The sequence below is a fragment of the Agrobacterium tumefaciens genome (assembly GCF_031801495.1).
Taxonomy (GTDB): domain Bacteria; phylum Pseudomonadota; class Alphaproteobacteria; order Rhizobiales; family Rhizobiaceae; genus Agrobacterium; species Agrobacterium tumefaciens_K.
On the sequence record NZ_JAOEGC010000002.1, the window covers coordinates 1022213 to 1045965 of the forward strand.

Sequence of the window (23753 nt, forward strand, 5' to 3'; positions counted from 1 at the left end):
GGCGGATGATGACAGAGCGGCAAAGGGTGAGTGGATGCAGCAACATGTAAGCGGTACGAATCTTCGCCGGCAGGTTTTCTTCTGGGTCGGCGCGCTCATTCTCTTTATCGTGTTCCTGACGGTTTTCAGCTCCATCCTGTTGCCCTTCGTGGCGGGCATGGCACTTGCCTATTTTCTCGATCCGGTTGCCGACTGGCTTGAGCGTCGCGGCCTGAACAGGATGATGGCGACGGTCGTCATCCTCGTCACCTTTGTTCTCCTGTTTACTCTTTCGCTCATCATCATCATTCCCGTGATCGTTGCGCAGGCTTCGGAGTTCATCACCCGTATCCCGCAGTATATCTCGTCCCTGCAGCAACTGATCGCAGGCGCCGATACCAACCTCCTTCCGGATTGGGTCAGCAGCCAGATCAATGCGGTAAAAGAGAACTTCTCCAAACTTCTGGCCGAAGGCGCGGGTTTCATTGGAACCTTGCTGACGCAGATCTGGAACTCCGGCAAATCGCTGATCGATGTAGTCTCGCTGCTTGTGGTCACGCCGGTCGTTGCCTTCTATCTGCTTCTCGACTGGGACCGGATGATCGACAAGGTTGACAGCTGGATACCGCGCGACAGCGTTCATACGGTGCGTCAGATTGCCCGTGACATGGACAAGACCATTGCCGGTTTCGTGCGCGGACAAGGGTCGCTCTGCCTCATTCTGGGCGTTTATTATGCCGTTGGCCTGTCGCTGGTCGGCCTCAATTTCGGGCTGCTGATCGGTCTGTTCTCCGGCCTTATCAGCTTCATTCCCTATGTGGGCTCGATGGTCGGGCTTATCCTCGCAGTGGGGGTGGCGCTCGTTCAGTTCTGGCCCGATTATATCTACGTCGTCCTGACGCTGGCGGTGTTTTTCTCCGGCCAGTTCATCGAAGGCAACATCCTCCAGCCGAAACTCGTCGGCGGCAGCGTCGGCCTTCACCCCGTCTGGCTGATGTTCGCCCTGTTTGCTTTCGGCGCGCTTTTCGGCTTTGTAGGGCTTCTGGTGGCAGTTCCGGCCGCAGCCGCTGTCGGCGTGCTTGTCCGTTTCGCACTGTCGCGATATCTTCAGAGCGATCTTTACCACGGGCATGGTGCAAACTTTCCCTGGCAGGAGCAGGAAACGCCCCAGGAAAAGAGCGATTCTCAGAGTTAACCGATGACTGACCCATTCAAGACCGACACTGCCCGGCCGAACGCCGAGCAGCTTCCGCTCGTATTCTCGCACCAGACTGCCCTCGGGCGGGATGACCTTCTCGTGTCTGCTCCGGTGGAAGCAGCCGTCAGCCTTGTCGATGAGTGGCCCAACTGGCCGTCGCCCGTGGTGGTCCTCGCCGGACCGCCGGGGTCCGGGAAATCGCATCTGGCGAACATCTGGAAAGAGATCAGCGGCGCCCAGGAAATTCATCCGAAGGCTGGCGCGGATGTCGCGCGTCTGGCGCAGTCAGGGCCGGTTCTCTTCGAGGATGCTGACCGCCGCGTGTTCGACGATACCGAGCTTTTCCACGTCATCAACAGCGTTCGCCAGCACGGCACTGCGCTTTTGATGACGAGCCGCCTGTGGCCTGCTGCCTGGCCGGTATCGCTGCCGGATCTGCGTTCGCGCCTCAAGGCTGCGACCGTGGTGGAGATAGGTGAGCCGGACGAGGCGTTGTTGGGCCAGGTGTTGATAAAGCTGTTTGCCGACCGCCAGCTTTATATGGACGACAGGCTCATCGGCTATATCGTCAACCGCATGGAGCGCTCGCTCGATACGGCGCAAACGATCGTCGACAGGATCGACCGGCTGGCCCTCTCACGCGCCACGCGCATCACGCGGCCACTCGTCGCAGAAGTTCTGAATGCCCTTGGCGGAGGAGTGGACGTCGAATAACTGTCACAGTTCCGTCGTCAAACTGTTATACGGGCAGCAACATAATCAGGAGATGGGAAGCGCATGGACGCGGCAGGGCAGGAAAGATTGGACACGATGCAGACGCTGAATGAGGGCGAAGACCTTTGGGATAGCCCGGCACGGTTCATCAACCGCGAATTTTCCTGGCTGCAGTTCAACCGCCGTGTTCTCGAGGAAACGCTGAACACCGATCACCCGCTGCTGGAGCGGTTGCGCTTTCTGTCGATTTCGGCGGCGAACCTCGATGAGTTCTTCATGGTTCGCGTGGCTGGCCTCGAAGGTCAGGTGCGCCAGTCGATTACCATCCGCACCCCGGATGGCAAGACCCCGGGCGAGCAGCTCGAAGACATCCTGAAGGAAATCGACAACCTGCAGATGGAGCAGCAGGCCTCTCTAGCGGTTCTGCAGCAATATCTCGCCAAGGAGGAGATCTTCATCGTGCGTCCGGCGGCGCTTTCCGATGAGGACCGCGCGTGGCTGGAGAACGAGTTCGAGGAACGCATCTTCCCGGTTCTGACGCCGCTTTCGATCGACCCGGCGCACCCGTTCCCGTTCATACCCAATCTCGGCTTCTCGATGGGTCTGCAGCTCGATAGCGTGAATGGCCGCGAGCCGATGACGGCTCTCTTGCGTTTGCCGCCCGCACTCGATCGCTTCATCCGCCTGCCGGACGACAGGAACGCCATCCGTTACATTACGCTGGAAGATGTCGTCGGCCTGTTCATTCATCGCCTCTATCCGGGATATACGGTCAGGGGATTTGGTACCTTCCGCATCATTCGCGACAGCGATATCGAAGTGGAAGAAGAGGCGGAAGATCTTGTTCGCTTTTTCGAGAGCGCGCTGAAGCGTCGTCGCCGCGGTTCGGTTATCCGCATTGAAACCGACAGCGAAATGCCGCAGTCCCTGCGTCAGTTCGTGGTACATGAGTTGGGCGTGCCGGATAATCGCGTTGCCGTTCTGCCGGGCCTTCTGGCCCTCAACACCATCTCCGAAATCGTCAAGGCCCCCCGCGACGATTTGAAGTTTGCGCCTTACAACGCCCGTTTCCCCGAGCGTGTGCGCGAACATGCAGGCGATTGCCTTGCCGCGATCCGAGAAAAGGACATGGTGGTTCACCATCCTTATGAAAGCTTCGACGTGGTTGCGCAGTTCCTGCATCAGGCTGCACGCGATCCCAACGTCCTCGCCATCAAGCAGACGCTGTATCGTACCTCCAACGATAGCCCCATCGTGCGCGCCCTGATCGATGCTGCGGACGCCGGCAAGTCGGTGACGGCGCTGGTGGAGCTGAAGGCCCGTTTCGATGAGGAGGCCAACATCCGCTGGGCGCGCGACCTTGAGCGTGCAGGCGTGCAGGTCGTCTTCGGCTTCATTGAACTCAAGACCCACGCCAAGATGTCCATGGTCGTGCGCCGAGAGGATGGCAAGCTCAGAACCTATTGCCACCTTGGTACCGGCAACTACCACCCGATAACCGCGAAGATCTACACCGACCTTTCCTTCTTCACCTGCAATCCGAAGATCGCCCATGACATGGCGAACATCTTCAACTTCATTACCGGCTACGGTGAGCCGGAAGAGGGCATGAAGCTGGCCGTATCGCCCTATACGCTGCGGCCGCGCATCCTCAAGCATATCAACGAGGAAATCGAGCACGCCAAGAGCGGCGCACCGGCGGCAATCTGGATGAAGATGAACTCGCTCGTGGATCCGGAAATCATCGATGCGCTGTATCGTGCAAGCGAGGCGGGCGTCGAAGTCGATCTCGTGGTGCGCGGCATCTGCTGCCTGCGTCCACAGGTAAAGGGGCTGTCGGAAAATATCCGCGTGAAATCGATTGTCGGGCGCTTCCTCGAACACAGCCGCATCTTCTGCTTCGGCAATGGTTACGGCCTGCCGTCGGACAAGGCGCTGGTCTATATCGGCTCCGCCGACATGATGCCGCGTAACCTCGACCGGCGCGTCGAGACACTGGTGCCGTTGACCAACCCCACCGTACATGAGCAGGTGCTTTCACAGATTATGCTGGGCAATCTGATTGACAATCAGCAGAGCTACGAGATACTTGCGGACGGAACGTCAAGGCGCATCGAGGTGCGCAAGGGCGAGGAACCGTTCAACGCGCAGCACTATTTCATGACCAATCCCAGCCTTTCCGGACGTGGTGAAGCCCTGAAATCCAGTGCGCCCAAACTGATAGCCGGGTTGATTTCGTCCCGCAAGAAACAGGCTGAATGACACGATCAGAAGCACAGGGGCGGCTGACCGGCCTTGCCCCCGTTTCCGTCATAGATATCGGATCGAACTCCGTTCGTCTCGTCGTATATGAAGGTCTTTCGCGCGCCCCGGCGGTCCTTTTCAACGAAAAGGTTCTGTGCGGCCTTGGTAAAGGCCTGGCCCTGACGGGGCGTATGCACGAGGAAGGCGTCAGCCGCGCGCTCCTGGCCCTGCGTCGTTTCCACATGCTTTCCGAGCAGGCACAGGCACAGCAGCTTTATGTTCTGGCAACGGCTGCGGCGCGTGAGGCGGAAAACGGCCCCGACTTCATCCGTGAAGCCGAAGCGATCCTCGGCTGTGAAATCGAGGTTCTATCCGGCGAGAAGGAAGCGCTTTATTCGGCCTATGGCGTCATCAGCGGTTTCCACGATCCGGATGGCATCGCTGGCGACCTCGGCGGCGGTTCTCTCGAGCTGATCGACATCAAGGGCAAGACCTGCGGTCAGGGCATTACCCTGCCGCTTGGCGGGCTGCGTCTGTCCGAGCAATCGGGCGGATCGCTGGAGAAGGCGGCAACCATCGCCAGAAAACACGTCAAGTCTTCGGCGAAACTTCTGGCGGCGGGCGAGGGGCGGACCTTTTACGCCGTCGGCGGCACCTGGCGAAACATCGCCAAGCTGCACATGGAGATTACCGGCTATCCGCTGCACATGATGCAGGGTTACGAACTGCCTCTGGATGAGATGCTGCGTTTTCTCGACGAGGTCGTTACCTCCCGCGACAGCAAGGATCCTGCCTGGCAGGCGGTGTCCAAGAACCGCCGTACGCTGCTGCCGTTCGGGGCGATTGCCATGCGCGAAGTTCTCAAGGCCATGAAACCTGCAAAGATTGCCTTTTCTGCCCAGGGCGTGCGTGAGGGGTATCTCTATTCGCTGCTCTCTGAAACGGACCGCGATGCAGACCCCTTGCTTGTGACCGCTGACGAACTGGCGATCCTGCGCGCACGTTCGCCCGAACATGCGCGCGAACTGGCGGACTGGAGCGGTCGCACATTCCCGGTCTTCGGTATCGAGGAAACGGAAGAGGAAAGCCGCTACCGGCAGGCAGCCTGCCTTTTGGCCGACATCAGCTGGCGCGCTCATCCCGATTATCGTGGGCTGCAGGCGCTCAACATCATTGCCCACTCGTCATTCGTGGCCATCACCCATCCGGGGCGTGCCTATATCGCACTTGCCAACTACTACCGGTTCGAGGGGCTGAACGACAACGGAACGACGCAGCCGCTTGCAAGCATCGCCGGTGACCGCTTTCTGGAGCTGGCAAAGCTTCTGGGCGGGCTGTTACGGGTTGTCTATCTGTTCTCCGCCTCGATGCCGGGCGTGGTCGATCATCTGAAATTCCGCAAATCGGACAATCCCGATCTCGATCTGGAATTCGTGGTGCCGCATGACTATTGCGATTTCGCCGGTGAACGCCTCGATGGTCGTCTGCAACAGCTGGCCAGACTGACAGGCAAACGGTTGGCCTTCGTCTTCGAATAAACGTGCTGGCGGTTACTGCTGCTGAGATTGGAAAAACCGGCGCCGGATGTTCCGGCGCCGGTTTTTTACTTATTTCGCCTCGAGCAGATCCTTGACGTCGAGCAGGACGAATTCGTTATCGTCCGCCTTGTCGAGTGCGCGGCCTGCCGAGAAGGGCAGGTTGTTGTCGTTGCCAACGACGATGTGCGTTGCATCGACGCGATCGACGTTCTCGATGGTGAGGAAAGGCATGTCGTAGAAGCCTTCGCCGCCGCCCTGACGCTTCTTGTTGTCCGGGTCTGCGATCTTCAAAAGATCGATGTAGCCGATCTTGCGTGCGGCCTTGCCGACATTGGCGTCGGTGAACTCGATCTTGTAGATGCGCTTGACCTTCGATGGCACGGCAAAGCACGTCACTTCGGGCTTCTTTGGATCGGCGCACGCCTTATCGGTGGTGCCTACGCCGTTGTCGCGTTCGATGACGAGGGCGGTCGTGGCATCCAGCATGTTGAAGTCGCCGATGGCCTCGCCGCCTTCCGCCAGTGGATAGAGCCATGTGCGGCCGGTCCATTTCTTCGACGCGACATCCAGTTCGATGATCCGCAGAGCCGTCGCGCCGTCCTCGGTCTTCTCTACCTGACCGTCGGTATTGTAGAGCGGGCCTTCCAGCATGCCGTAGAGCTTGGTGCCGTCCGTGGACATGGCCAGGCCTTCGAACCCGCCGGAGCGCTTCAGATTGAACCCCGGTAGTTTCTGCGTCGGATTGCCCGGCAAGGTCAGAGTGGGGTGATCCGGCGATTTGACATCGATATCGCCAGCCTTGGTGGCAATGACGTCGGTCAGCTTTCCGTCGCGGCTGAATTTTAGCACGTAGGGGCCGAATTCTTCGGCAACCCAGAATCCGTCTGCAACAGGCTGAATGGATTCAACGTCGAAGTCCGCGCCGGTCAGATAGCGCTTGTCGGAGCCTTCCATGACGATGGGGAAGGGAGCTTTCTTGTCAGGGTCGGACAGGAATACGGTTTCGAGCGGGTTCACCTTGCCCTGATCCCAATCGAACTTGATGTGATGAAGCATCAGCATCGCGTCGCTGGACGTGGTTTTCGAGCCGAAGCCGTTGTCGGAAAGGCTCCAGAACGTGCCGTCTTCCATGGTCTTGATGCCGGAAAAACCCTGCATCGGCTGGCCGTTGAACGGCATGGAAATCCCGGTCGGACGCACGCCGTCCTGACCCGGTATGGTTTCCAGTCCTTCGGCGCGCTTGCGGTCGGACGTGGTGAATTTCGCGGATGTCTTCAGGTGCTCTGGTGCGTCTGCCGGAGCGGCAATGATCGTTTTGGCAGGCAGGATCGCATGCGACACGAGCTTTGCCGGAAATTCCTTTTCGGCGGCGAAGGCCGAGGTCGAAAGCGCAAGAACGGCGCATGAGGCGACGAGAATATGTTTCATGGTATAGAACCCCCGATACCGGTTGAAGACGGATCGATCCGATAAAGGGGCCATATGACAGTCAGGTGATCTGTCGTTGAAGCTTTGATGAATTTGTCGCGCGTCCGGTAAAACTTCGCCGCGGTTCTACGTTCCGGGTACGGCCTGGGTCGCGTTCACGTCGAAAACCTGAAGGCGAATGTCTAGGCTGCGGTTCGATGTTTGGTGAGCGTACATACGCCCAGCGTCTGGCCACGTCCCTTCACGGCATGCTCTCCCAGATATTCGCTGCGCACGCCTTTCGGCAGCACGATCTGGTGGGCGAGATCGGAGGAGATCAGGATAGGATGCCCGAGCATCTTGCTGAGCGATTCGAGACGCGCCGTCGTGTTCACCGTATCGCCGAAATAGGTGATCTTGTGGTGATCGACGCCGATTTCGGCCGTGATGACGGGACCGCCGTGGATGGCGAACCGCAGCCGTGGGACTTCACCGAAACGGTCGAGCCAGAGATTACGCTTCTCCTCGACGGCGTTCAGGATATCGAAGACACAGTTTATGCAGGCGGCGCGCCGCACCGCGAGATGATATGGCCACGTTATGATGGCCGCGTCGCCGATATAGTCGTCGATGATGCCGCCGGACTTTCGCACAGGCGCCGCGTAGGTCGCGAAGAGTTCTCCCAGAAATTCCTGGGCTTTCAGGTCGCCGTGGGTTTCGGCGAAGGACGTGGATCCGACAAGATCGATAAACAGGAACACGCGGTCTTCGCTGACGGGGCGTCTGTAGCGCCCGAGGATAAGGTCGGTGAAGATGTCCCGGCCGAGAAGCTCGCGCACGCGCATGATGAAAACGATGATGCCGCAGACGATGAGCGTGAAGACGAGTGTCTGAAACTCGGCATGGACCGCCCGTCGCCAGGTGCCTGGAAAGATGCCGCTGGCCCAAAGGATCGTGCCGCCAAGCCCGAAGCCGCAGAACACCAGAACCGCGTAGATGAGAAAACCGGCGGCGATATACATAGGCGTCGGCAGGGCGCTGACGCGTCGGGAAAGGCCAGGCATGATATAGCCGCGTTCGAACGCAAGTATCGGCGCACAGGCAAACAGCGCGTAGGTTGCGCCGATGAAAGCGCCGCCGCCATATTCAAGGAACGCGTAGACCACGCCGCTGCCGGCGACGGCAACGAACAGCACCACGTAATCCAGAATTGGAAGCAGTTTTCTCATAAGGTTTCTTGATCTTGCGATAGGAAAAGAATCGCCGGGCCCGCCCAGCGAAACCTCTTTCCGCTGATATGCGACATTAGTGTGGAAAAAGCGCCGCAAAAAGTGACGTTTCGGTAAGGTCGGGCGAAGGATTGGCGAGGCTGTTGCCGCGATGTCGCAAAGGCCCTGTCAGGGCCCTGTGCGCACCTCGAAAATGGTCCTGGACAGATCGCGCCGGGCGACTGTGTGGGTCGGGAGCCGGCGATTATTGCTCGCCGAGTTCGACCGCCTCGACCTTCTTGTTGACGAAACGAAGCACCACATCGCCGTTGATGAGCTTGAGGGCCACATCACCGAAAAGTTCGCGCCGCCAGCCGGAAAGAGCGGCGACCGTCGCGTTTTCACCTTCGGCGGCGATCTTATCCAGATCGTCGCTATTAGCGAGAACCTTGGCGGCGACGCCGTGTTTGTCGGCCGTCAGCTTCAGCAGAACCTTCAGAAGTTCCACAGCCGCCCCGGAACCCTCGGGCGAGTGCGTATGGCGAGGCGCCTTGGGCATTTCTTCCCGCGGCAGGGCCAATGCTGCGTTGACGGTTTCGACGATTGCGGTGCCGGACGATGAACGCTCCCAACCCTTCGGGATGGTTCTCAGTCGCGACAACGCTTCCGCATCCTTCGGCTGCTGCTGGGCGATTTCGAAAATGGCGTCGTCCTTCAGAACGCGCGCACGTGGCACGTTGCGCGAGCGTGCTTCGCGCTCGCGCCATGCGGCGACGAATTTCAGTGTCGCGAGTTCCGTCGGCTTGCGCAGTCGCGATTTCAGCCGCAGCCAAGCATCGTCGGGATGCATGTCGTAGGTGTCGCGCGATTCGAGGATGTTCATCTCTTCGGTCAGCCAGAGCGAACGGCCTTCGCGCTCGAGCTGTTCCTTGAGGGCCAGATACACGTCACGCAGATGCGTCACATCGGCCAGCGCATAGTCGAGCTGCTTGTCGGTAAGCGGCCGACGGCTCCAGTCCGTGAAGCGCGAGGATTTGTCGATCTGCACGTTCTTGATCTTCTGCACGAGCTGGTCGTAGGAGATCGAATCGCCGAAGCCGCAGACCATGGCCGCGACCTGCGTATCGAAGATCGGGTGGGGGATGAGGCCGCCGAGATGATAGATGATCTCGATATCCTGACGCGCGGCGTGGAACACCTTGATCACGTTGGGATTGGCCATCAGTTCGAAAAGCGGCGCAAGATCTATACCCTTGGCAAGCGGGTCGACCAGCACTTCCAGCGTAGAGCTTGCCATCTGTACGAGGCACAGTTCCGGCCAGAACGTCGTCTCGCGCAGAAATTCCGTGTCGATGGTGATGAATTCCGATTTCGCCAGTTCCTTGCAGGCTTCGGCGAGGGCGGCAGTCGTTTCAATCATTGTTGTTGGCCAATCTAGGAAAAGTATTCGTCTTACTTTCCCTTTGCCGTCCGCATGTCAATACAAAGGCCGCTTTTCCGGCATTACGGATCATTTTTCTCTTGCCGATGTGGCTTCTCGTCGTCGTCTTTCGGTCGTCCGGGCGCCGCCAGCTTCTGGAAATAGGCGGAGGTGCGAAGCAGCGAACGGAAACGCCAGTGGCGATCTTCCACCGGAACGCCTTCCCGTACCCTCAGCCGATGGATCGTGTAGGCGATGAAGACGATCTGAATGGCGGCCGTGTAACCGAACAGGGCTTTGGGGCCGAAAACATCGATCAGCACCGAAGCAAGCAAAGGCCCCATCGTCGCGCCGATTGACCAGAAAAACAGCAGTCCCGCCGATACCATAGCGTGTTCGCCTTCCTTGGCGTGGTCGTTGCCATGCGCGGAGCTGAGCGAATAGAGTGGCAACGCGAAGGCGCCGAAGATGAAGACGCCGATGATGTTGCTCCATTCATCCGTGCCTGCAAAGAGTGCCAGGAACAGCCCGACAACGACCGATCCGGCCGTGGTTGCAAGAATGATGATGCGCCGGTCATAACGGTCGGAATAGGCGCCGAGCGGATATTGCAGCACCACGCCGCCGATGATCCCGGCACTCATGAATGTTGCGATGGACGTGACGGAGAGCCCTATCTGTTCAGCGTAGATCGGCCCGATGTTGCGGAAAGCCGCCATGCTGAGGCCAACCGCCACGCATCCAACCACGGCCAGCGGCGAAATGCGCCAGACGGCGAAGAGGTTGAAGGGTATCTGTTTCGGCGGCGCGGGGTTGGATTTGTCGGCGAGCGAGATCGGCACCACCGACAGCGAAAGCGCCACTGCAATAAGCGTGAAGACGACCGGACCCGCAATGCCCGCGATGGGAATCACATACTGGGCGAGCGTCACCGACCCGAGGTCCACGAAGCGATAGATGGAAAGCGTGCGTGCCCTGTTCGAATTCGTCACCTGCGCGTTGATCCAGCTCTCGATCACCGCAAAAAGACAGGCAACAGCGATGCCGATGATGAAACGCATCAACATCCAGAAGAGGGGATGCATGATCAGCGGCATGGCGATGGAGGCGGCCGAAGCGATGGCTGCCATGGTGGCGAATGCGCGAATATGGCCCACCTTGCGCAGGATACGGGTCACATAGATGCAGCCGAATGCGAATCCCATGCTGTAGGCGGCACTGATGAGGCCGATGGTGCTGGCGGCAAAGCCTTCTGAAAGACCGCGCAGCGCAATGTAGGTTCCCTGAAGCCCGTTGCCTCCGATAAGGATGCCTGCGGTAATCAGCAAGGGGATGAGAGGTCTGATCTGGTTCATGCGTGTGGCACCGGCAGGCGGAGGTGATTTGAGATCGGCGGGAATTAAAGATAGATCATACTTACCGGTGCAATGCGCTGAAAGACAGCGCGATACGCGACAAAATTCCGCTTTGCCTTGACAAATCAGGCGCGTCATGCGCTTTTCCGCCCGATTTAGATACGCGATCCATCCATGTGGTCGCCGCTATGTTTCAGGATAACAAAATGCATCGTTACCGCAGCCACACCTGTGCCGCTCTCCGCAAGTCGCATGTCGGCGAGACTGTCCGTCTTTCCGGCTGGGTTCATCGTGTGCGAGATCATGGCGGCGTTCTCTTCATCGATCTCCGCGATCATTACGGCATCACGCAGGTCGTGGCCGATCCGGACAGCCCTGCCTTCAAGGTTGCAGAAACCGTACGCGGCGAATGGGTCATCCGCATCGACGGTCTGGTCAAGGCCCGCTCCGAAGACACCATCAACAAGGGCATGGCGACCGGCGAGATCGAGCTTTACGCTCAGGAAATCGAGGTTCTCGGCGTTGCCAAGGAACTGCCGCTGCCGGTCTTCGGCGAGCCTGAATATCCGGAAGACGTGCGCCTGAAGTACCGCTTCCTCGACCTTCGCCGCGAAACCCTGCACAAGAACATCGTCAAGCGCACGCAGATCATCTCCGCCATGCGCGCTGGCATGGGTGAAGCCGGTTTCGCCGAATATACCACGCCGATTCTGACCGCTTCTTCGCCGGAAGGCGCGCGTGACTTCCTCGTGCCGAGCCGTATCCACGAAGGCAAGTTCTTCGCGCTGCCGCAGGCGCCGCAGCAGTACAAGCAGCTTCTGATGGTGGCCGGTTTCGACCGTTATTTCCAGATCGCGCCGTGCTTCCGCGATGAAGACCCGCGTGCAGACCGTCTGCCGGGCGAATTCTACCAGCTCGACGTTGAAATGAGCTTCGTGACCCAGGAAGATGTCTGGGAAACCATGGAGCCGATGATGACGGCCGTGTTCGAGAAGTTTGCCGAAGGCAAGCCGGTGACGAAAGAGTGGCCGCGCATTCCTTACGACGAGGCGATCCGCAAATACGGCTCCGACAAGCCTGACCTGCGCAACCCGATCGTCATGGAAGCCGTGACCGAACACTTCGACGGTTCGGGCTTCAAGGTTTTCGCCAACATGATCGCCTCGAACCCGAAGGTTCAGGTCTGGGCCATTCCGGCAAAGACCGGTGGCTCCAGAGCATTCTGCGACCGCATGAACGCCTGGGCGCAGTCTCAGGGCCAGCCGGGCCTCGGCTACATCTTCTGGAAGGAAGAGGACGGCAAGGTTGGCGGCTCCGGTCCGCTTGCAAAAAACATCGGCGAAGAGCGCACCGAAGCGCTGCGCGTACAGCTCGGCCTCGAAGCTGGCGACGCCTGCTTCTTCGTGGCTGGCGATCCGGCCAAGTTCTACAAGTTTGCCGGTGAAGCGCGCACCCGTGCTGCCGACGAGCTGAACCTGATCGACCGCGACCGTTACGAAATGTGCTGGATCGTCGACTTCCCGTTCTTCGAATATAACGAAGAGGAAAAGAAGATCGACTTCGCGCACAACCCCTTCTCCATGCCGCAGGGCGGTCTGGAAGCGCTGGAAGGCGATGATCCGCTGTCCATCAAGGCTTATCAGTACGATGCGGTCTGCAACGGTTTCGAAATCGCTTCGGGTTCGATCCGTAACCAGTCGCCGGAACTGATGGTCAAAGCGTTCGAGAAGGTTGGCCTCTCGCAGAGCGACGTCGAAGAGCGTTTCGGCGGTCTGTACCGCGCGTTCCAGTACGGCGCGCCTCCGCACGGCGGCTGCGCATTCGGCATCGACCGCGTGGTCATGCTGCTCGTCGGCGCCAAGAACCTGCGCGAAATCACGCTCTTCCCGATGAACCAGCAGGCGCAGGATCTTTTGATGAACGCGCCGTCGCCGGCAACGCCGACGCAGCTTCGCGAACTGGCGCTGCGCGTCGTGCCGACCAAGAAGGACTGACGCGTCCGTGCTGGAAAAGCTGCTCGGACGTGTTCGTGCAGCCTTCTTCCGCGCTATGGCGGCCGCAATTGCGGCCGCTTTTGCGTTCTGGGTGGCGCATGAGTTTCTTGGCCATCCGCAACCCGTCTTTGCTGCCATCGCTGCCCTTATCTGCCTTGCCCCCGGTGTTTCCGATCATCTGAAACAGGCACTCGGGCTGATGCTCGGTGTAACGCTCGGCATTGTTGTCGGTGAACTGACGCTGCTCGTTCCGCATGACTACGGTGAGGTGCGTATGGCAGTCGCAACCTTTGCCTCGATGATGCTGGCATCGCTGTTCGGTCTGTCTGCGGTCGTGCCGATACAGGCAGGAGCTTCCGCCATGCTCGTTCTGCTCCTCGGTCCCCAGAACGCCGGTCTAGTCCGTTTTCTGGACGTATCCGTCGGCGCGCTCGTCGGAGTCGCCGTCACATTGCTTTTTTTCAGGCCACGTCCCGGCTCCTGAACTTCCTTGCCTCCCGATAAGCAGGGGTTTGTCATAAAAACTTCATCGAACTGACGAGCCGGGTAGAGGAGTCCTTAAACCTTCGCTGGCAATTGATCCCTGAACGAGAAATATCTCATACGAGGGGCGAATGTTTTCTGTGTTCTCGACGCTTAGAATTTCGCATCGCGTGATGATGCTGGCACTCGTCGCTCTTTGCGGCATCGCGACGATTGCGGGTACGCTGCTCTGGCAAAGGCAGATGGAGGCGCAGCACCGCGTTGCTGGCGAGGCATTGTTGAAGCGTGATCGCGTATTGATCGGGCTGACGGATGATCTGCGCGAAAGCCTGCTGTACGAGAAGAATTTCCTGCTGTCGAAGGACACGGCCTCCATTGCGCAATTCGAAACGGCGATCGGAATGGCGGAACAAGCGCTTCGCGATCTCGAACGTGCCGCCGCGCCAGACGCCCGCGGTCAGATCGATACACTGAAGCAGGGGGTTGCATCCTATGCCGCGGAGGCGAAGGTTCTGTTTGCCAAAAGCCAGGAACTTGGACTGAAACCGACCGAGGGTCTGGAAGGGGCGATGCGCAACAGCGTCCATTCCATCGAGAAACTGGTGGACGGCGTAGCCAATCCGGAAGTTCGGGCCAGCATGCTGATGATGCGCAGGCACGAGAAGGATTTTATCCTGCGGCGCGACAACGCCTATACGGAAAGACATGCCGCCGAGGTGGAGACGTTCAGAGCGCTCGTGAAGAAGGAATTCCGCCCCGGCGCTGAACGTCAACGCATCATGGATGCACTTGAAATCTATACGGCGTCATTCCGTTTTTACGCTCGGGCCGTTCTGGAACAGCAGAAGGCGAGCGAGGCGGTCGTGAACGCCTATGACGCGTTGCAGCCCGTCGTGGCCGCGATCTCGGCAACCTATCAGACCGAACGAGATGCCAGCATCGTTGCAAACGAGCGCGCTGCGGAAACAACGGTGTCGATCGTGATCGGCTTCATTGCTCTCACCGTCGCCAGCCTGTTTGCGGGCGTTTATTTCATTGGCAGGTCGATCACGCGGCCGGTAAATGCGATGACGCGGGGCATGCGCCAGCTTGCCGATGGCGAAACCGGTTTCATTGTTCCGGGACTGGAGCGCCGGGATGAGTTTGGCGCGATGGCGGAGGCGCTGGAAGTTTTCCGTATGGCCGCCATTGCCAAGATGCAGCTTGAAGGCGAAGCTCTGGCTGCTCGCCAGCAGGCCGAAGAGGAGCGGCTGCGGTTCCAGCGTGATGCCGAGGCTGAAGCGCAGGCGCGCCTCATGCAGGCGACCACGGGCCTTGCCGCTGCGCTGCAGCGTCTTGCTGCCGGTGATCTGTCCTTCGCGCTCGATGAGCCGTTCGCTCCCGATTTCGAAATGCTCCGCCACGACCTCAACCAGACTGTGCGCCAGCTTGACGCCGTGATGTACGGTGTCGTGCAATCGAGCATGGCAATTGATGGCGGCAGCCATGAAATCAGCCAGAGCGCTGACGATCTCGCCCGCCGCACGGAACAGCAGGCCGCGTCGCTGGAGCAGACAGCCGCGGCACTGGATGAATTGACCGCCAATATCCGTATTTCCGCTGATCGCGCCATGGAAGCGCGCTCGATTGCGGTTTCCGCCGATCAGGACGCGACCCGTACCGTGGCGCTCGTTTCCGAGACGATCGGCGCGATGGAAAAGATCGAGCACTCGTCTGGCAAGATCGGCAACATCATCGGCGTTATCGATGAAATCGCTTTCCAGACGAACCTGCTGGCCCTGAACGCCGGAGTGGAGGCTGCGCGTGCCGGTGAGGCGGGGCGTGGTTTCGCGGTCGTCGCACAGGAGGTTCGCGAGCTTGCCCAACGTTCCGCAAGGGCAGCGGGTGAGATCAAGGCATTGATCCGGGCATCTGCCGATGAAGTAGCAGAGGGCGCCCGCTACGTACACGAAACAGGGGAGGCCTTGTCGCGCATCGGTGGATCGGTCAAATTAATCAACGACCATATCGAGGCAATTGCCGCTGCGACGAAGGAGCAATCGCTCGGACTTGGCGAGATCAACACCGCCGTCAATCATCTCGATCAAGGAACGCAGCAGAACGCGGCGATGGTTGAGGAAAACAATGCAGCCAGCACCATGCTGGCAAATGAGACGGTGCGGCTAAAGGAACTGGTGTCGATGTTCCAGCTCAGTGATGCGCAGACACCGCAGCAGCAGCGGATACGCCACGCCGCCTGATCGAACCGGATCGAAAACAAAAAGCGGGCGCCAAACTTGTCGCCCGCTTTTTTGATATCTATAGATTGCATACTCACCACGGACCCGGTGAAATTCCGGGTGGCTCTTCTGGCCGCCGATCCGCCAGACAACGCAAAGCACCGACGACATCTTCGATCTACCGGACATAGCTCCGGCCGGTGCATGTTTCTTTGCGAAAAAATAACATGAACAGACTTCAAGCCTATAAACGCGAATGGTTTTCCAACATTCGTGGCGACATCCTCTCCGGTATTGTCGTCGCGCTTGCCCTTATTCCCGAGGCGATCGGGTTTTCCGTCATTGCCGGCGTCGATCCGAAGATCGGCCTGTTTGCTTCGGTTGCCATCGCCTGCGTGTCCGCCTTTACCGGCGGACGTCCCGGAATGATTTCGGCGGCAACCGCCGCGACAGCTGTGTTGATGGTGACGCTGGTCAAGGAACACGGGCTGCAATATCTTTTTGCGGCGACAATCCTGATGGGCGTTCTTCAGATCATCGCCGGTTTCGCTAGGCTCGGCAGGGTGATGCGCTTCGTATCGCGTTCGGTCATGACTGGCTTCGTCAATGCGCTGGCCGTTCTGATCTTCATGGCGCAACTGCCGGAGCTGATCGGTGTGCCGGTGGCGACATATGTCATGATCGCGGCGGGTCTTGCGATCATCTATCTTTTTCCGCTCATCACGAAAATCATTCCGTCGCCGCTGGTTGCTATCGTCGTGCTGACCTGCGTGGCGGTTTTCTTCGGCATGAATATCCGCACCGTCGGCGATTTGGGCGAACTGCCGTCGTCCTTGCCGGTGTTTACCCTGCCGCAGCTGCCGTTGACCTGGGAAACCCTGCAGATCATCTTCCCTTATTCCTTCGCGCTTGCAGCGGTCGGTTTGCTGGAATCGCTGCTGACGGCGCAGATCGTCGATGACATGACCGACACGACCTCCAACAAGAGCCAGGAGTGCATCGGGCAGGGCGCTGGCAACATCGCCTCCGCCCTGATCGGTGGCATGGGCGGCTGCGCCATGATCGGCCAGTCGGTCATCAACGTCAGTTCCGGTGGGCGAGGGCGTCTTTCGACTTTCATTGCCGGGGCGTTTCTGCTCTTCCTCATTCTTGTGCTCGATGACCTCGTGCGGATCATCCCCATGGCGGCACTTGTGGCAGTGATGATCATGGTGTCGATCGGCACCTTCTCGTGGCGTTCGATCCTCGATCTACGCCGCAATCCGCCATCCTCCAGCATCGTCATGCTGGTAACGGTTGGCACCGTGCTGGCGACCCACGATCTTGCGAAGGGCGTGCTTGCCGGCGTTCTTCTGTCGGGTGTGTTTTTCGCAGGCAAGGTTGCGAAATTATTTCACGTTCGCCCGGAAGTCTCTGAGGAGGGACACGCGAGGATCTACCGTGTGGACGGACAGATTTTCTTTGCTTCGACGGAGAGTTTCATCGCCGCGTTCGATTTTGCCGACGAGGTGCAGGCGGTGACGATCGATGTATCAAAGGCGCATCTGTGGGATATCTCGGCCGTCGGAGCGCTCGACAAGGTGGTGATGAAGTTCCGCAGGAATGGAAAGACGGTCGAAGTGATCGGCCTCAACGAGGCGAGCGCCGATATGATCGACAGGTTTGCCCTGCACGACAAGCGGGACGGCACGACACTTCCCTCGCATTGAGCGGTAAAACAAAAAGCCCCGGCAGAACCGGGGCTTTTTTCTTTTCGTCTTATTCGTTCGCCGTGACCGAAACACCGAGCATCTTCGGCAGGGTATTCGGTGCGCCCATGGCCGCTCCCATGATCATCGGGAACGGAACCGGGTTTTCGGGTTCGGCCGTAATCGTGAGGTTCTTCGGATTGTCGACATAGGCATTGACGGCTGCTGTCACCATGTTCTGCAGTTCCGGCACGTTGAGCGAAGCCAGCATCAGCGGTGTCATGCCCTTGATCGTCTGGGCGAGCTGATCGCCCGACATGCCCTGCTGGGTGGCGGCATAATCGATGGCGCGCTTGGTGATGCTGGCGTCCTCGAAGCTGATTTCGGCATTGATGAAGGAGAGCTGCTGCATCAGACCGAGCATGGCAAGGTTTGCGGCCTGTTCAGCCTGTTCCTTGTTGGGGTTCTCTGTCTGGGCCTTTACGGCTTCCTGCATCGACTTGATGAATTCGAGCGTGTAACCCGAAAAGCCCAACGACATGTTCAGGCGTCCCACGTTGTCGAGATCGAGCGCATATTCCTCGATGTCGACGGTGCCGGACTTGACTTCCCAGCTGCCGCTCACGGTCATTTCGCCAGAAATGGACTGCAGGCTGAGCTTTTCGATGGCGTCCTTCGTTGCAGGATCTTCGACTTCGCTGAGATCGGCCTTGAAGCCCGATGCGTTGAGATCGAAGCCAACCGTGTTCTTGTCGTCGCTCAGGGACATGGTGGCGGTGCTCTCCGTCAGCGAGAACGCTTCCTTGCCGCCGACCGAAAGGGAGACAGGACCGCTGTGTGCTTCATCGTAGAAGAGCAGCGCGTCAACGGTACCCGTCGTCGCATCGGCCGGAATGGTGATACCCGACATGTAGATGTCGCTTGCCTTGATCGACACGTTGTCCTGATTGTAGTCGACGTTGCCGAAACGTGCCGTTTCGACCGTATAGCCGCCGTTATCTTCCTCTACGCCTTCCAGCGTGATCGTGCCGACCGGGATCTTTTTTGAAGGGTCGGTCGCAACGGCAAACGTCACGTCGCCCAGCGTTATCGTGGAGCCGTTGACGACGGTGGACTTGGCGCTGATCTCGCCGCCCTGCGCGGCATAGGCGGCATTGATCTTCTTCAGCACGTCTGCGCCATCGAGTGCGAAAGCTGGCGCGGAGAGTGCGAGAAAGGCCGCGCTGGCGAAAAGAACTTGCCGGGTGGATTTCAGTTTCATGATGTTTCTTCCCTTGAAGCGCAGATTCGCGCACGATTATCGACATCGATAGTGGCATTTATATTAGCGGATAATCAAAGGTCTACCGGATTCCATCTCCCCGGCATGCACAGCACACTGAGGCGATTGGAACGCAGTTAACAAAAAACTGACGAATGGCGGTAGGTTCATCCACAGTGGAGGCCCTCGGAATTCTTGCCGGGAATCGGCATTTCGGCTAGTCAAGCACCATGGGAAAAAATCTTGTGCCTCCGTCCGGCGGAGACGATAACATTCTTCCGGTTGATCTCAAGGCTGCGCTCGAGGAGCGTTACCTTGCCTATGCGCTGTCGACGATCATGCATCGCGCGCTGCCGGATGTCCGCGACGGCCTGAAACCGGTGCATCGCCGTATCGTCTATGCCATGAGTGAAATGGGTCTTAGACCCAACTCCGCCTTCCGCAAATGCGCGAAGATCGTCGGTGAAGTGATGGGTAACTATCACCCGCATGGCGACCAGGCGATCTATGACGCGCTGGCGCGTCTGGCGCAGGATTTCTCGCTACGTTATCCGCTGGTGGACGGGCAGGGGAACTTCGGCAACATCGATGGCGATAGTCCCGCCGCCATGCGTTACACCGAAAGCAAGATGACGGCGGTTGCCGAACTCCTGCTGGAGGGTATCGATCAGGATGCCGTCGATTTCCGCGACACTTACGACGAGTCGAATTCCGAGCCGGTCGTTCTGCCGGGGGCATTTCCGAACCTGCTGGCGAACGGCGCTTCGGGCATTGCCGTGGGCATGGCAACGTCGATCCCGCCGCACAACGCCCATGAACTGTGCGACGCGGCGCTTTATCTCATCAAGCATCCCGATGCGACGGTGGAAAAGCTGGTTGAATTCATTCCCGGCCCCGACCTGCCAACCGGCGGCGTCATCGTTGAGAGCCGCGAGAATATCCTCGACGCCTACAAGACGGGTCGCGGCGGTTTCCGTGTCCGCGCCAGGTGGGAGACGGAAGATCTCGGCCGTGGCGGCTACCAGATCGTCATCACGGAGATTCCGTTCCAGGTGCAGAAGTCGCGCCTGATCGAAAAGATCGCCGAGTTGTTGATTGCCCGCAAGCTGCCGCTGCTCGAAGACATCCGCGATGAGTCCGCCGAAGATGTGCGCATCGTTCTGGTGCCAAAGAACCGCACAGTCGATGCGACGCTTCTGATGGAATCGCTGTTCCGCCTTTCCGATCTGGAAAGCCGCCTGCCGCTGAACATGAACGTGTTGTCGCTCGGCAAGGTGCCGAAGGTCATGGCGCTGAACGAGGTGCTGACGGAGTGGCTGGCGCACCGCAAGGACGTGCTGATCCGTCGCTCGCGTCACCGTCTCGCAGCCATCGACCGGCGGCTTGAAATTCTCGGTGGCCTGCTGATCGCCTATCTCAACCTCGATGAGGTGATCCGCATCATCCGGGAGGAGGACGAGCCGAAGCAGGTGATGATGGCCAAATGGTCGCTTACCGATCTTCAGGCCGAAGCCATTCTCAACATGCGCCTGCGCAATCTGCGCAAGCTCGAGGAATTCGAAATCCGCAAGGAGTTCGATGATCTCAGCAACGAGAAGGCGGAAATCGAAGCCCTGCTGGCCTCTGACGAAAAGCAGTGGCAGACGATCGCCTGGGAAATCGGCGAGGTCAAAAAGAAATACGCCAAGGCAACGGAAATCGGCCGCCGGCGTACGCAGTTCGCTGACGCGCCGGACGCCGATATCGAGGCCATCCAGCAGGCGATGATCGAAAAAGAACCCGTCACCATCGTCATTTCGGAAAAGGGCTGGATCAGGGCGCTGAAGGGCCACATCGCCGACACGTCGGCATTGACGTTCAAGGAAGGCGATGCGCTGAAGGTGGCTTTCCCGGCACAGACGACGGACAAGCTGCTGCTGCTGACGACCGGTGGCAAGGCCTATACGCTGGGCGCGGACAAGCTGCCGGGCGGTCGTGGCCACGGTGAACCCATCCGCATCATGGTCGATATGGAAAACGATCAGGATATCCTGACTGCATTCGTGCACGACGCGTCGCGCAAACTGCTGCTCGTCTCGACGGCAGGAAATGGCTTCATCGTGCCGGAAACGGAAATGATCGCCAATACCCGCAAGGGCAAGCAGATCATGAATGTCTCCATGCCGGATGAGGCGCATCTGGTCGTGCCGGTGTCTGGTGATCATGTCGCGGTTGTCGGTGAAAACCGCAAGCTCCTGGCGTTCCCGATTTCGCAGGTGCCGGAAATGTCGCGCGGCAAGGGCGTTCGCCTGCAGCGTTACAAAGATGGCGGCGTCGTCGATGTGAAGTGCTTTGCGCTGGCGGATGGCCTGAGTTGGTCGGACAGTGCGGGCCGCGTCTTCACCAAGGTCGGAGATGAATTGCGTGAATGGCTGGCAGACCGCGCCACCGCCGGAAGGACAGTGCCCAAGGGCTTTCCGCGTAGCGGCAAGTTTGGTGGGTGAGGGCTAGGCCTCATCATATCTTTTAAAGGCGCCGCATACCCACGATATGCGGCGTTTTTCATTTCCGCAGCAGGGTGTGTCAGTCCCCCTGCTCAGTCGGCGGCGTGTAGCGTTCCCAACCACGCGGTGTCAGGTGTTCCTGCGGATGATAGCGGGTTTTGTAGCCCATCTTCTCCGAACCATCGACCCAATAGCCTAGATAGACATGCGGCAGGCCGAGGGTGCGCGTGCGGCTGACATGATCGAGAATCATGAAGGTGCCGAGCGAACGTTTTTCCAGAGCCGGGTTGAAGAACGAATAGACCATCGACAGCCCGTCGCTCATCACGTCGCTGAGCGCCACAGCCAGCAATTCCCCGCGTTTGCTGGAATCGATACCCGCCCCCGGTTCGCGCAGGCGATATTCTATGACGCGGGTGTTGACGTGGGTATCCTCGACCATGATGGCGTAGTCGAGTGCGGACATGTCCGACATGCCGCCTGACTGGTGGCGGCTGTCGAGATAGCGACGAAACAGCGCAAACTGCTCGGTCGATGGTTCGGCGGCATGAACGGTCGCGACGATATCGCTGTTGGCGGAAAGGACCCGCCGCATCGATTTCGTCGGTTGAAACTCAGCTGTCAGGATACGAACCGAGACGCATGCCCGGCAGTTTTCGCAGGCCGGGCGATAGGCGATGTTCTGGGAGCGCCTGAAGCCGCCTTGGGTCAAAAGGTCGTTCATTTCCGAGGCGCGCGGTCCCACCAGATGGGTGAAGACTTTTCGCTCCATCTGGTTTGGCAGATAAGGACAGGTGGCCGGTGCAGTGAGATAAAATTGAGGAGAGGGCGTCGTCTGCGTGTTCATCGAACCGTGAGCGCCTCCTTCGCCTGTCACATAATGTCACAGAATGGCAAAATGCCGCAAAACGTCAACTGCGAGATGCGGCATCAACCATGTTTGAACGCCATGATTCCATGGCTTTTAACGGGTTCTGACGACAACGGTGCCTAAAAGGAAGTCGTGAACCAGCCTGGAGCGCTCGGTAAACAGGCCTGCAAGCAGGATAAGCGGTGTCAGAACCGAGTTGATGACCCAGAAAAGGACGATGTGAACGGTCGCCAGCAGGAAGTCGATTCGCCTGCCGTCCTGCCGTGCCATTGCGATACCCATTGCGCGCATGCCGGGTGTGGCCTGCGAAAGACCGCCGAGCGATACGCCGAAATAGAGCACCGCAACGATCACAAAAAGGGCCGGGTAGAGGAACCATCCAAGGCCTAGTGTGATGATGCCGAGAAAAAAGACGATCACGGCTGCCGGAATGCAAAGAAGCAGAACGATGGCATAGTCGATGATGAAGGCGAACACGCGCCTGCTCAGGACACCGCTATATGCGCGCCAGTCATCCGGTGCGATATAGGTGGGATTCTGTTCAAGGCTCATCGGCAGTCGTCTCCTGATAATGTCAGAGAACAATATGGGGGCGAAGCCGCCGAATTCAATAAGCCCAAAGCGTCGTCAGCTTCTGGCGAGTTTGCGCGCCGCTTCAACCGCGAAATAGGTCAGGATACCGTCGCATCCGGCGCGCTTGAAACAGAGCAGCGTTTCCATCATCACGCGTTCGCCGTCGATCCAGCCATTCATCGCCGCAGCCTTGATCTGCGAATACTCACCGGACACCTGATAGGCAAAGGTCGGCAGTCCGAAGGATTCTTTCAACCGCCAGCAGATATCGAGATAGGGAAGGCCCGGCTTCACCATCAGCATATCGGCGCCTTCCTCGACATCGAGTGCCGCATCGCGTACGGCTTCCGTGCCGTTGGCAGGGTTGATATAATAGCTGTTCTTGTCGCCCTTCAGCAGACCGGCCGTCGAAATCGCTTCGCGATAAGGACCGTAATAACCGGACGAGAATTTCGTGGCATAGGACATGATGCCTACGTTCTGGTGACCGGCTGCATCCAGCCCGCGACGGATCGCGCCGATGCGGCCGTCCATCATCTCGGAGGGAGAAATGATGTCCGATCCGGCATCCGCCTGAAGGATGGCCGCCTTCACGACCTGTTCGACGGTCTCGTCGTTGACGATCTCATCGCCGCGAAGAATGCCGTCATGGCCGTGGCTGGTGAACGGGTCGAGCGCGACATCGGTAATCAAGCCGATATTCGGCACGGCTTTTTTGACGGCTGCAGTCGCCTGATTGATGAGATTGTTCGCGACAAGCGCGTTGGAGCCCGTCTCGTCGCGTAGCTCCATCTCTATATTGGGAAAGGTCGCGATTGCCGGGATACCGAGGTCGGCTGCTTCTTTTGCTGCCTCGACGAGCTTGTCGACGCTCATGCGGTTGACGCCTGGCATGGCGGCAATCGGGTCCACGATGCCTGTGCCCGGAACGATGAAAACCGGCCAGATCAGATCGTCGACGGTCAGGCGGTTTTCCTGAACCATGCGACGTGTCCAGTCCGCCTTGCGATTGCGCCGCATGCGGCGGTGGCCGGTAATCTCATCGACCAGATGGGTTTTGTCCTGCATGAGAGAATGTCCTTCCAAATCTGGAATGCTGCATAACACGAAGGGCGCGC

The 23753-nt window shown here is 58.9% G+C and carries 17 protein-coding genes and 1 other annotated feature; of the genes, 9 read left to right on the plus strand and 8 right to left on the minus strand.

Annotation, left to right across the window (positions count from 1 at the left end; genetic code table 11):
• Positions 1-34 precede the first annotated feature (34 nt).
• From N7578_RS14425 to ppx, 4 genes are all read left to right on the plus strand, one after another.
• A complete protein-coding gene (locus N7578_RS14425) occupies positions 35-1174 on the plus strand; it encodes an AI-2E family transporter (protein WP_311110991.1) in 1140 nt (379 codons plus the stop codon).
• A gap of 3 nt (positions 1175-1177) precedes the next feature.
• Positions 1178-1891, plus strand: coding sequence for a DnaA regulatory inactivator HdaA (hdaA, locus tag N7578_RS14430; protein WP_311110992.1), 714 nt, complete (start codon positions 1178-1180; stop codon positions 1889-1891).
• A gap of 63 nt (positions 1892-1954) precedes the next feature.
• Positions 1955-4153: an RNA degradosome polyphosphate kinase gene (locus N7578_RS14435; protein WP_311110993.1), complete on the plus strand. Its 2199-nt coding sequence runs from the start codon at positions 1955-1957 to the stop codon at positions 4151-4153.
• Positions 4150-5673 carry an exopolyphosphatase gene (ppx, locus tag N7578_RS14440; RefSeq protein WP_311110994.1) on the plus strand — a complete coding sequence of 508 codons (1524 nt, stop codon included), beginning with the start codon at positions 4150-4152 and terminating at the stop codon, positions 5671-5673. The genes N7578_RS14435 and ppx overlap by 4 nt, the downstream gene beginning before the upstream one ends.
• A 69-nt stretch (positions 5674-5742) precedes the next feature.
• On the opposite strand, the gene N7578_RS14445 is transcribed toward ppx, so the two are convergent.
• The 4 genes from N7578_RS14445 to N7578_RS14460 all read right to left on the minus strand — a co-directional run bounded on the left by N7578_RS14445 (position 5743) and on the right by N7578_RS14460 (position 11063).
• Positions 5743-7101: an esterase-like activity of phytase family protein gene (locus N7578_RS14445; protein WP_311110995.1), complete on the minus strand. Its 1359-nt coding sequence runs from the start codon at positions 7099-7101 to the stop codon at positions 5743-5745.
• Positions 7102-7283: 182 nt separating this feature from the next.
• A complete protein-coding gene (locus tag N7578_RS14450) occupies positions 7284-8309 on the minus strand; it encodes an adenylate/guanylate cyclase domain-containing protein (RefSeq protein WP_311110996.1) in 1026 nt (341 codons plus the stop codon).
• Positions 8310-8553: 244 nt separating this feature from the next.
• Positions 8554-9708 carry a ribonuclease D gene (gene rnd / locus N7578_RS14455; protein ID WP_311110997.1) on the minus strand — a complete coding sequence of 385 codons (1155 nt, stop codon included), beginning with the start codon at positions 9706-9708 and terminating at the stop codon, positions 8554-8556.
• 83 nt (positions 9709-9791) lie between these two features.
• On the minus strand, positions 9792-11063 hold the full coding sequence (locus tag N7578_RS14460) for an MFS transporter (protein WP_311110998.1): 1272 nt from the start codon (positions 11061-11063) through the stop codon (positions 9792-9794).
• A 206-nt stretch (positions 11064-11269) separates the two neighbouring features.
• On the opposite strand from N7578_RS14460, the gene aspS reads away from it, so the two are divergent.
• From aspS to N7578_RS14480, 4 genes are all read left to right on the plus strand, one after another.
• Positions 11270-13057 carry an aspartate--tRNA ligase gene (gene aspS / locus N7578_RS14465; RefSeq protein WP_311110999.1) on the plus strand — a complete coding sequence of 596 codons (1788 nt, stop codon included), beginning with the start codon at positions 11270-11272 and terminating at the stop codon, positions 13055-13057.
• 7 nt (positions 13058-13064) lie between these two features.
• The gene (locus N7578_RS14470; RefSeq protein WP_311111000.1) at positions 13065-13541 is read left to right on the plus strand and encodes an FUSC family protein; all 477 of its coding nucleotides are present in this window, start codon (positions 13065-13067) and stop codon (positions 13539-13541) included.
• 130 nt (positions 13542-13671) lie between these two features.
• Positions 13672-15780: a HAMP domain-containing methyl-accepting chemotaxis protein gene (locus N7578_RS14475; protein WP_311111001.1), complete on the plus strand. Its 2109-nt coding sequence runs from the start codon at positions 13672-13674 to the stop codon at positions 15778-15780.
• A 77-nt stretch (positions 15781-15857) separates the two neighbouring features.
• Positions 15858-15913: a sequence feature (sul1 is cis-regulatory element that is thought to sense ions involved in sulfur or methionine metabolism; They are found in Alphaproteobacteria), on the plus strand.
• 73 nt (positions 15914-15986) lie between these two features.
• Positions 15987-17468: a SulP family inorganic anion transporter gene (locus N7578_RS14480; protein WP_311111002.1), complete on the plus strand. Its 1482-nt coding sequence runs from the start codon at positions 15987-15989 to the stop codon at positions 17466-17468.
• A gap of 49 nt (positions 17469-17517) precedes the next feature.
• Here N7578_RS14480 and N7578_RS14485 read toward each other — a convergent pair whose 3' ends face one another.
• Entirely contained in the window at positions 17518-18708 is a 1191-nt protein-coding gene (locus N7578_RS14485; protein WP_311111003.1) for a hypothetical protein, read from the minus strand.
• 230 nt (positions 18709-18938) lie between these two features.
• Between N7578_RS14485 and parC the strand changes: the two genes are divergently transcribed.
• The gene (gene parC, locus N7578_RS14490) at positions 18939-21191 is read left to right on the plus strand and encodes a DNA topoisomerase IV subunit A (RefSeq protein ID WP_311111004.1); all 2253 of its coding nucleotides are present in this window, start codon (positions 18939-18941) and stop codon (positions 21189-21191) included.
• A gap of 79 nt (positions 21192-21270) precedes the next feature.
• Here parC and N7578_RS14495 read toward each other — a convergent pair whose 3' ends face one another.
• The 3 genes from N7578_RS14495 to hemB all read right to left on the minus strand — a co-directional run bounded on the left by N7578_RS14495 (position 21271) and on the right by hemB (position 23703).
• On the minus strand, positions 21271-22038 hold the full coding sequence (locus tag N7578_RS14495) for an arginyltransferase (protein ID WP_311111005.1): 768 nt from the start codon (positions 22036-22038) through the stop codon (positions 21271-21273).
• A 117-nt stretch (positions 22039-22155) separates the two neighbouring features.
• On the minus strand, positions 22156-22614 hold the full coding sequence (locus N7578_RS14500) for an RDD family protein (protein ID WP_311111006.1): 459 nt from the start codon (positions 22612-22614) through the stop codon (positions 22156-22158).
• 75 nt (positions 22615-22689) lie between these two features.
• Positions 22690-23703, minus strand: a complete 1014-nt coding sequence (gene hemB, locus N7578_RS14505; protein ID WP_311111007.1) for a porphobilinogen synthase — start codon at positions 23701-23703, stop codon at positions 22690-22692.
• Positions 23704-23753: the final 50 nt, after the last annotated feature.

What these genes read in the sequence shown, in the direction of transcription:
- N7578_RS14425 (WP_311110991.1), top strand. Translation starts at nt 35, where the DNA reads ATGCAGCAACATGTAAGCGGTACGAATCTTCGCCGGCAGGTTTTCTTC.
- hdaA (WP_311110992.1), top strand. Translation starts at nt 1,178, where the DNA reads ATGACTGACCCATTCAAGACCGACACTGCCCGGCCGAACGCCGAGCAG.
- N7578_RS14435 (WP_311110993.1), top strand. Translation starts at nt 1,955, where the DNA reads ATGGACGCGGCAGGGCAGGAAAGATTGGACACGATGCAGACGCTGAAT.
- ppx (WP_311110994.1), top strand. Translation starts at nt 4,150, where the DNA reads ATGACACGATCAGAAGCACAGGGGCGGCTGACCGGCCTTGCCCCCGTT.
- N7578_RS14445 (WP_311110995.1), bottom strand. Translation starts at nt 7,101, where the DNA reads ATGAAACATATTCTCGTCGCCTCATGCGCCGTTCTTGCGCTTTCGACC.
- N7578_RS14450 (WP_311110996.1), bottom strand. Translation starts at nt 8,309, where the DNA reads ATGAGAAAACTGCTTCCAATTCTGGATTACGTGGTGCTGTTCGTTGCC.
- rnd (WP_311110997.1), bottom strand. Translation starts at nt 9,708, where the DNA reads ATGATTGAAACGACTGCCGCCCTCGCCGAAGCCTGCAAGGAACTGGCG.
- N7578_RS14460 (WP_311110998.1), bottom strand. Translation starts at nt 11,063, where the DNA reads ATGAACCAGATCAGACCTCTCATCCCCTTGCTGATTACCGCAGGCATC.
- aspS (WP_311110999.1), top strand. Translation starts at nt 11,270, where the DNA reads ATGCATCGTTACCGCAGCCACACCTGTGCCGCTCTCCGCAAGTCGCAT.
- N7578_RS14475 (WP_311111001.1), top strand. Translation starts at nt 13,672, where the DNA reads ATGTTTTCTGTGTTCTCGACGCTTAGAATTTCGCATCGCGTGATGATG.
- N7578_RS14480 (WP_311111002.1), top strand. Translation starts at nt 15,987, where the DNA reads ATGAACAGACTTCAAGCCTATAAACGCGAATGGTTTTCCAACATTCGT.
- N7578_RS14485 (WP_311111003.1), bottom strand. Translation starts at nt 18,708, where the DNA reads ATGAAACTGAAATCCACCCGGCAAGTTCTTTTCGCCAGCGCGGCCTTT.
- parC (WP_311111004.1), top strand. Translation starts at nt 18,939, where the DNA reads ATGGGAAAAAATCTTGTGCCTCCGTCCGGCGGAGACGATAACATTCTT.
- N7578_RS14495 (WP_311111005.1), bottom strand. Translation starts at nt 22,038, where the DNA reads ATGAACACGCAGACGACGCCCTCTCCTCAATTTTATCTCACTGCACCG.
- N7578_RS14500 (WP_311111006.1), bottom strand. Translation starts at nt 22,614, where the DNA reads ATGAGCCTTGAACAGAATCCCACCTATATCGCACCGGATGACTGGCGC.
- hemB (WP_311111007.1), bottom strand. Translation starts at nt 23,703, where the DNA reads ATGCAGGACAAAACCCATCTGGTCGATGAGATTACCGGCCACCGCCGC.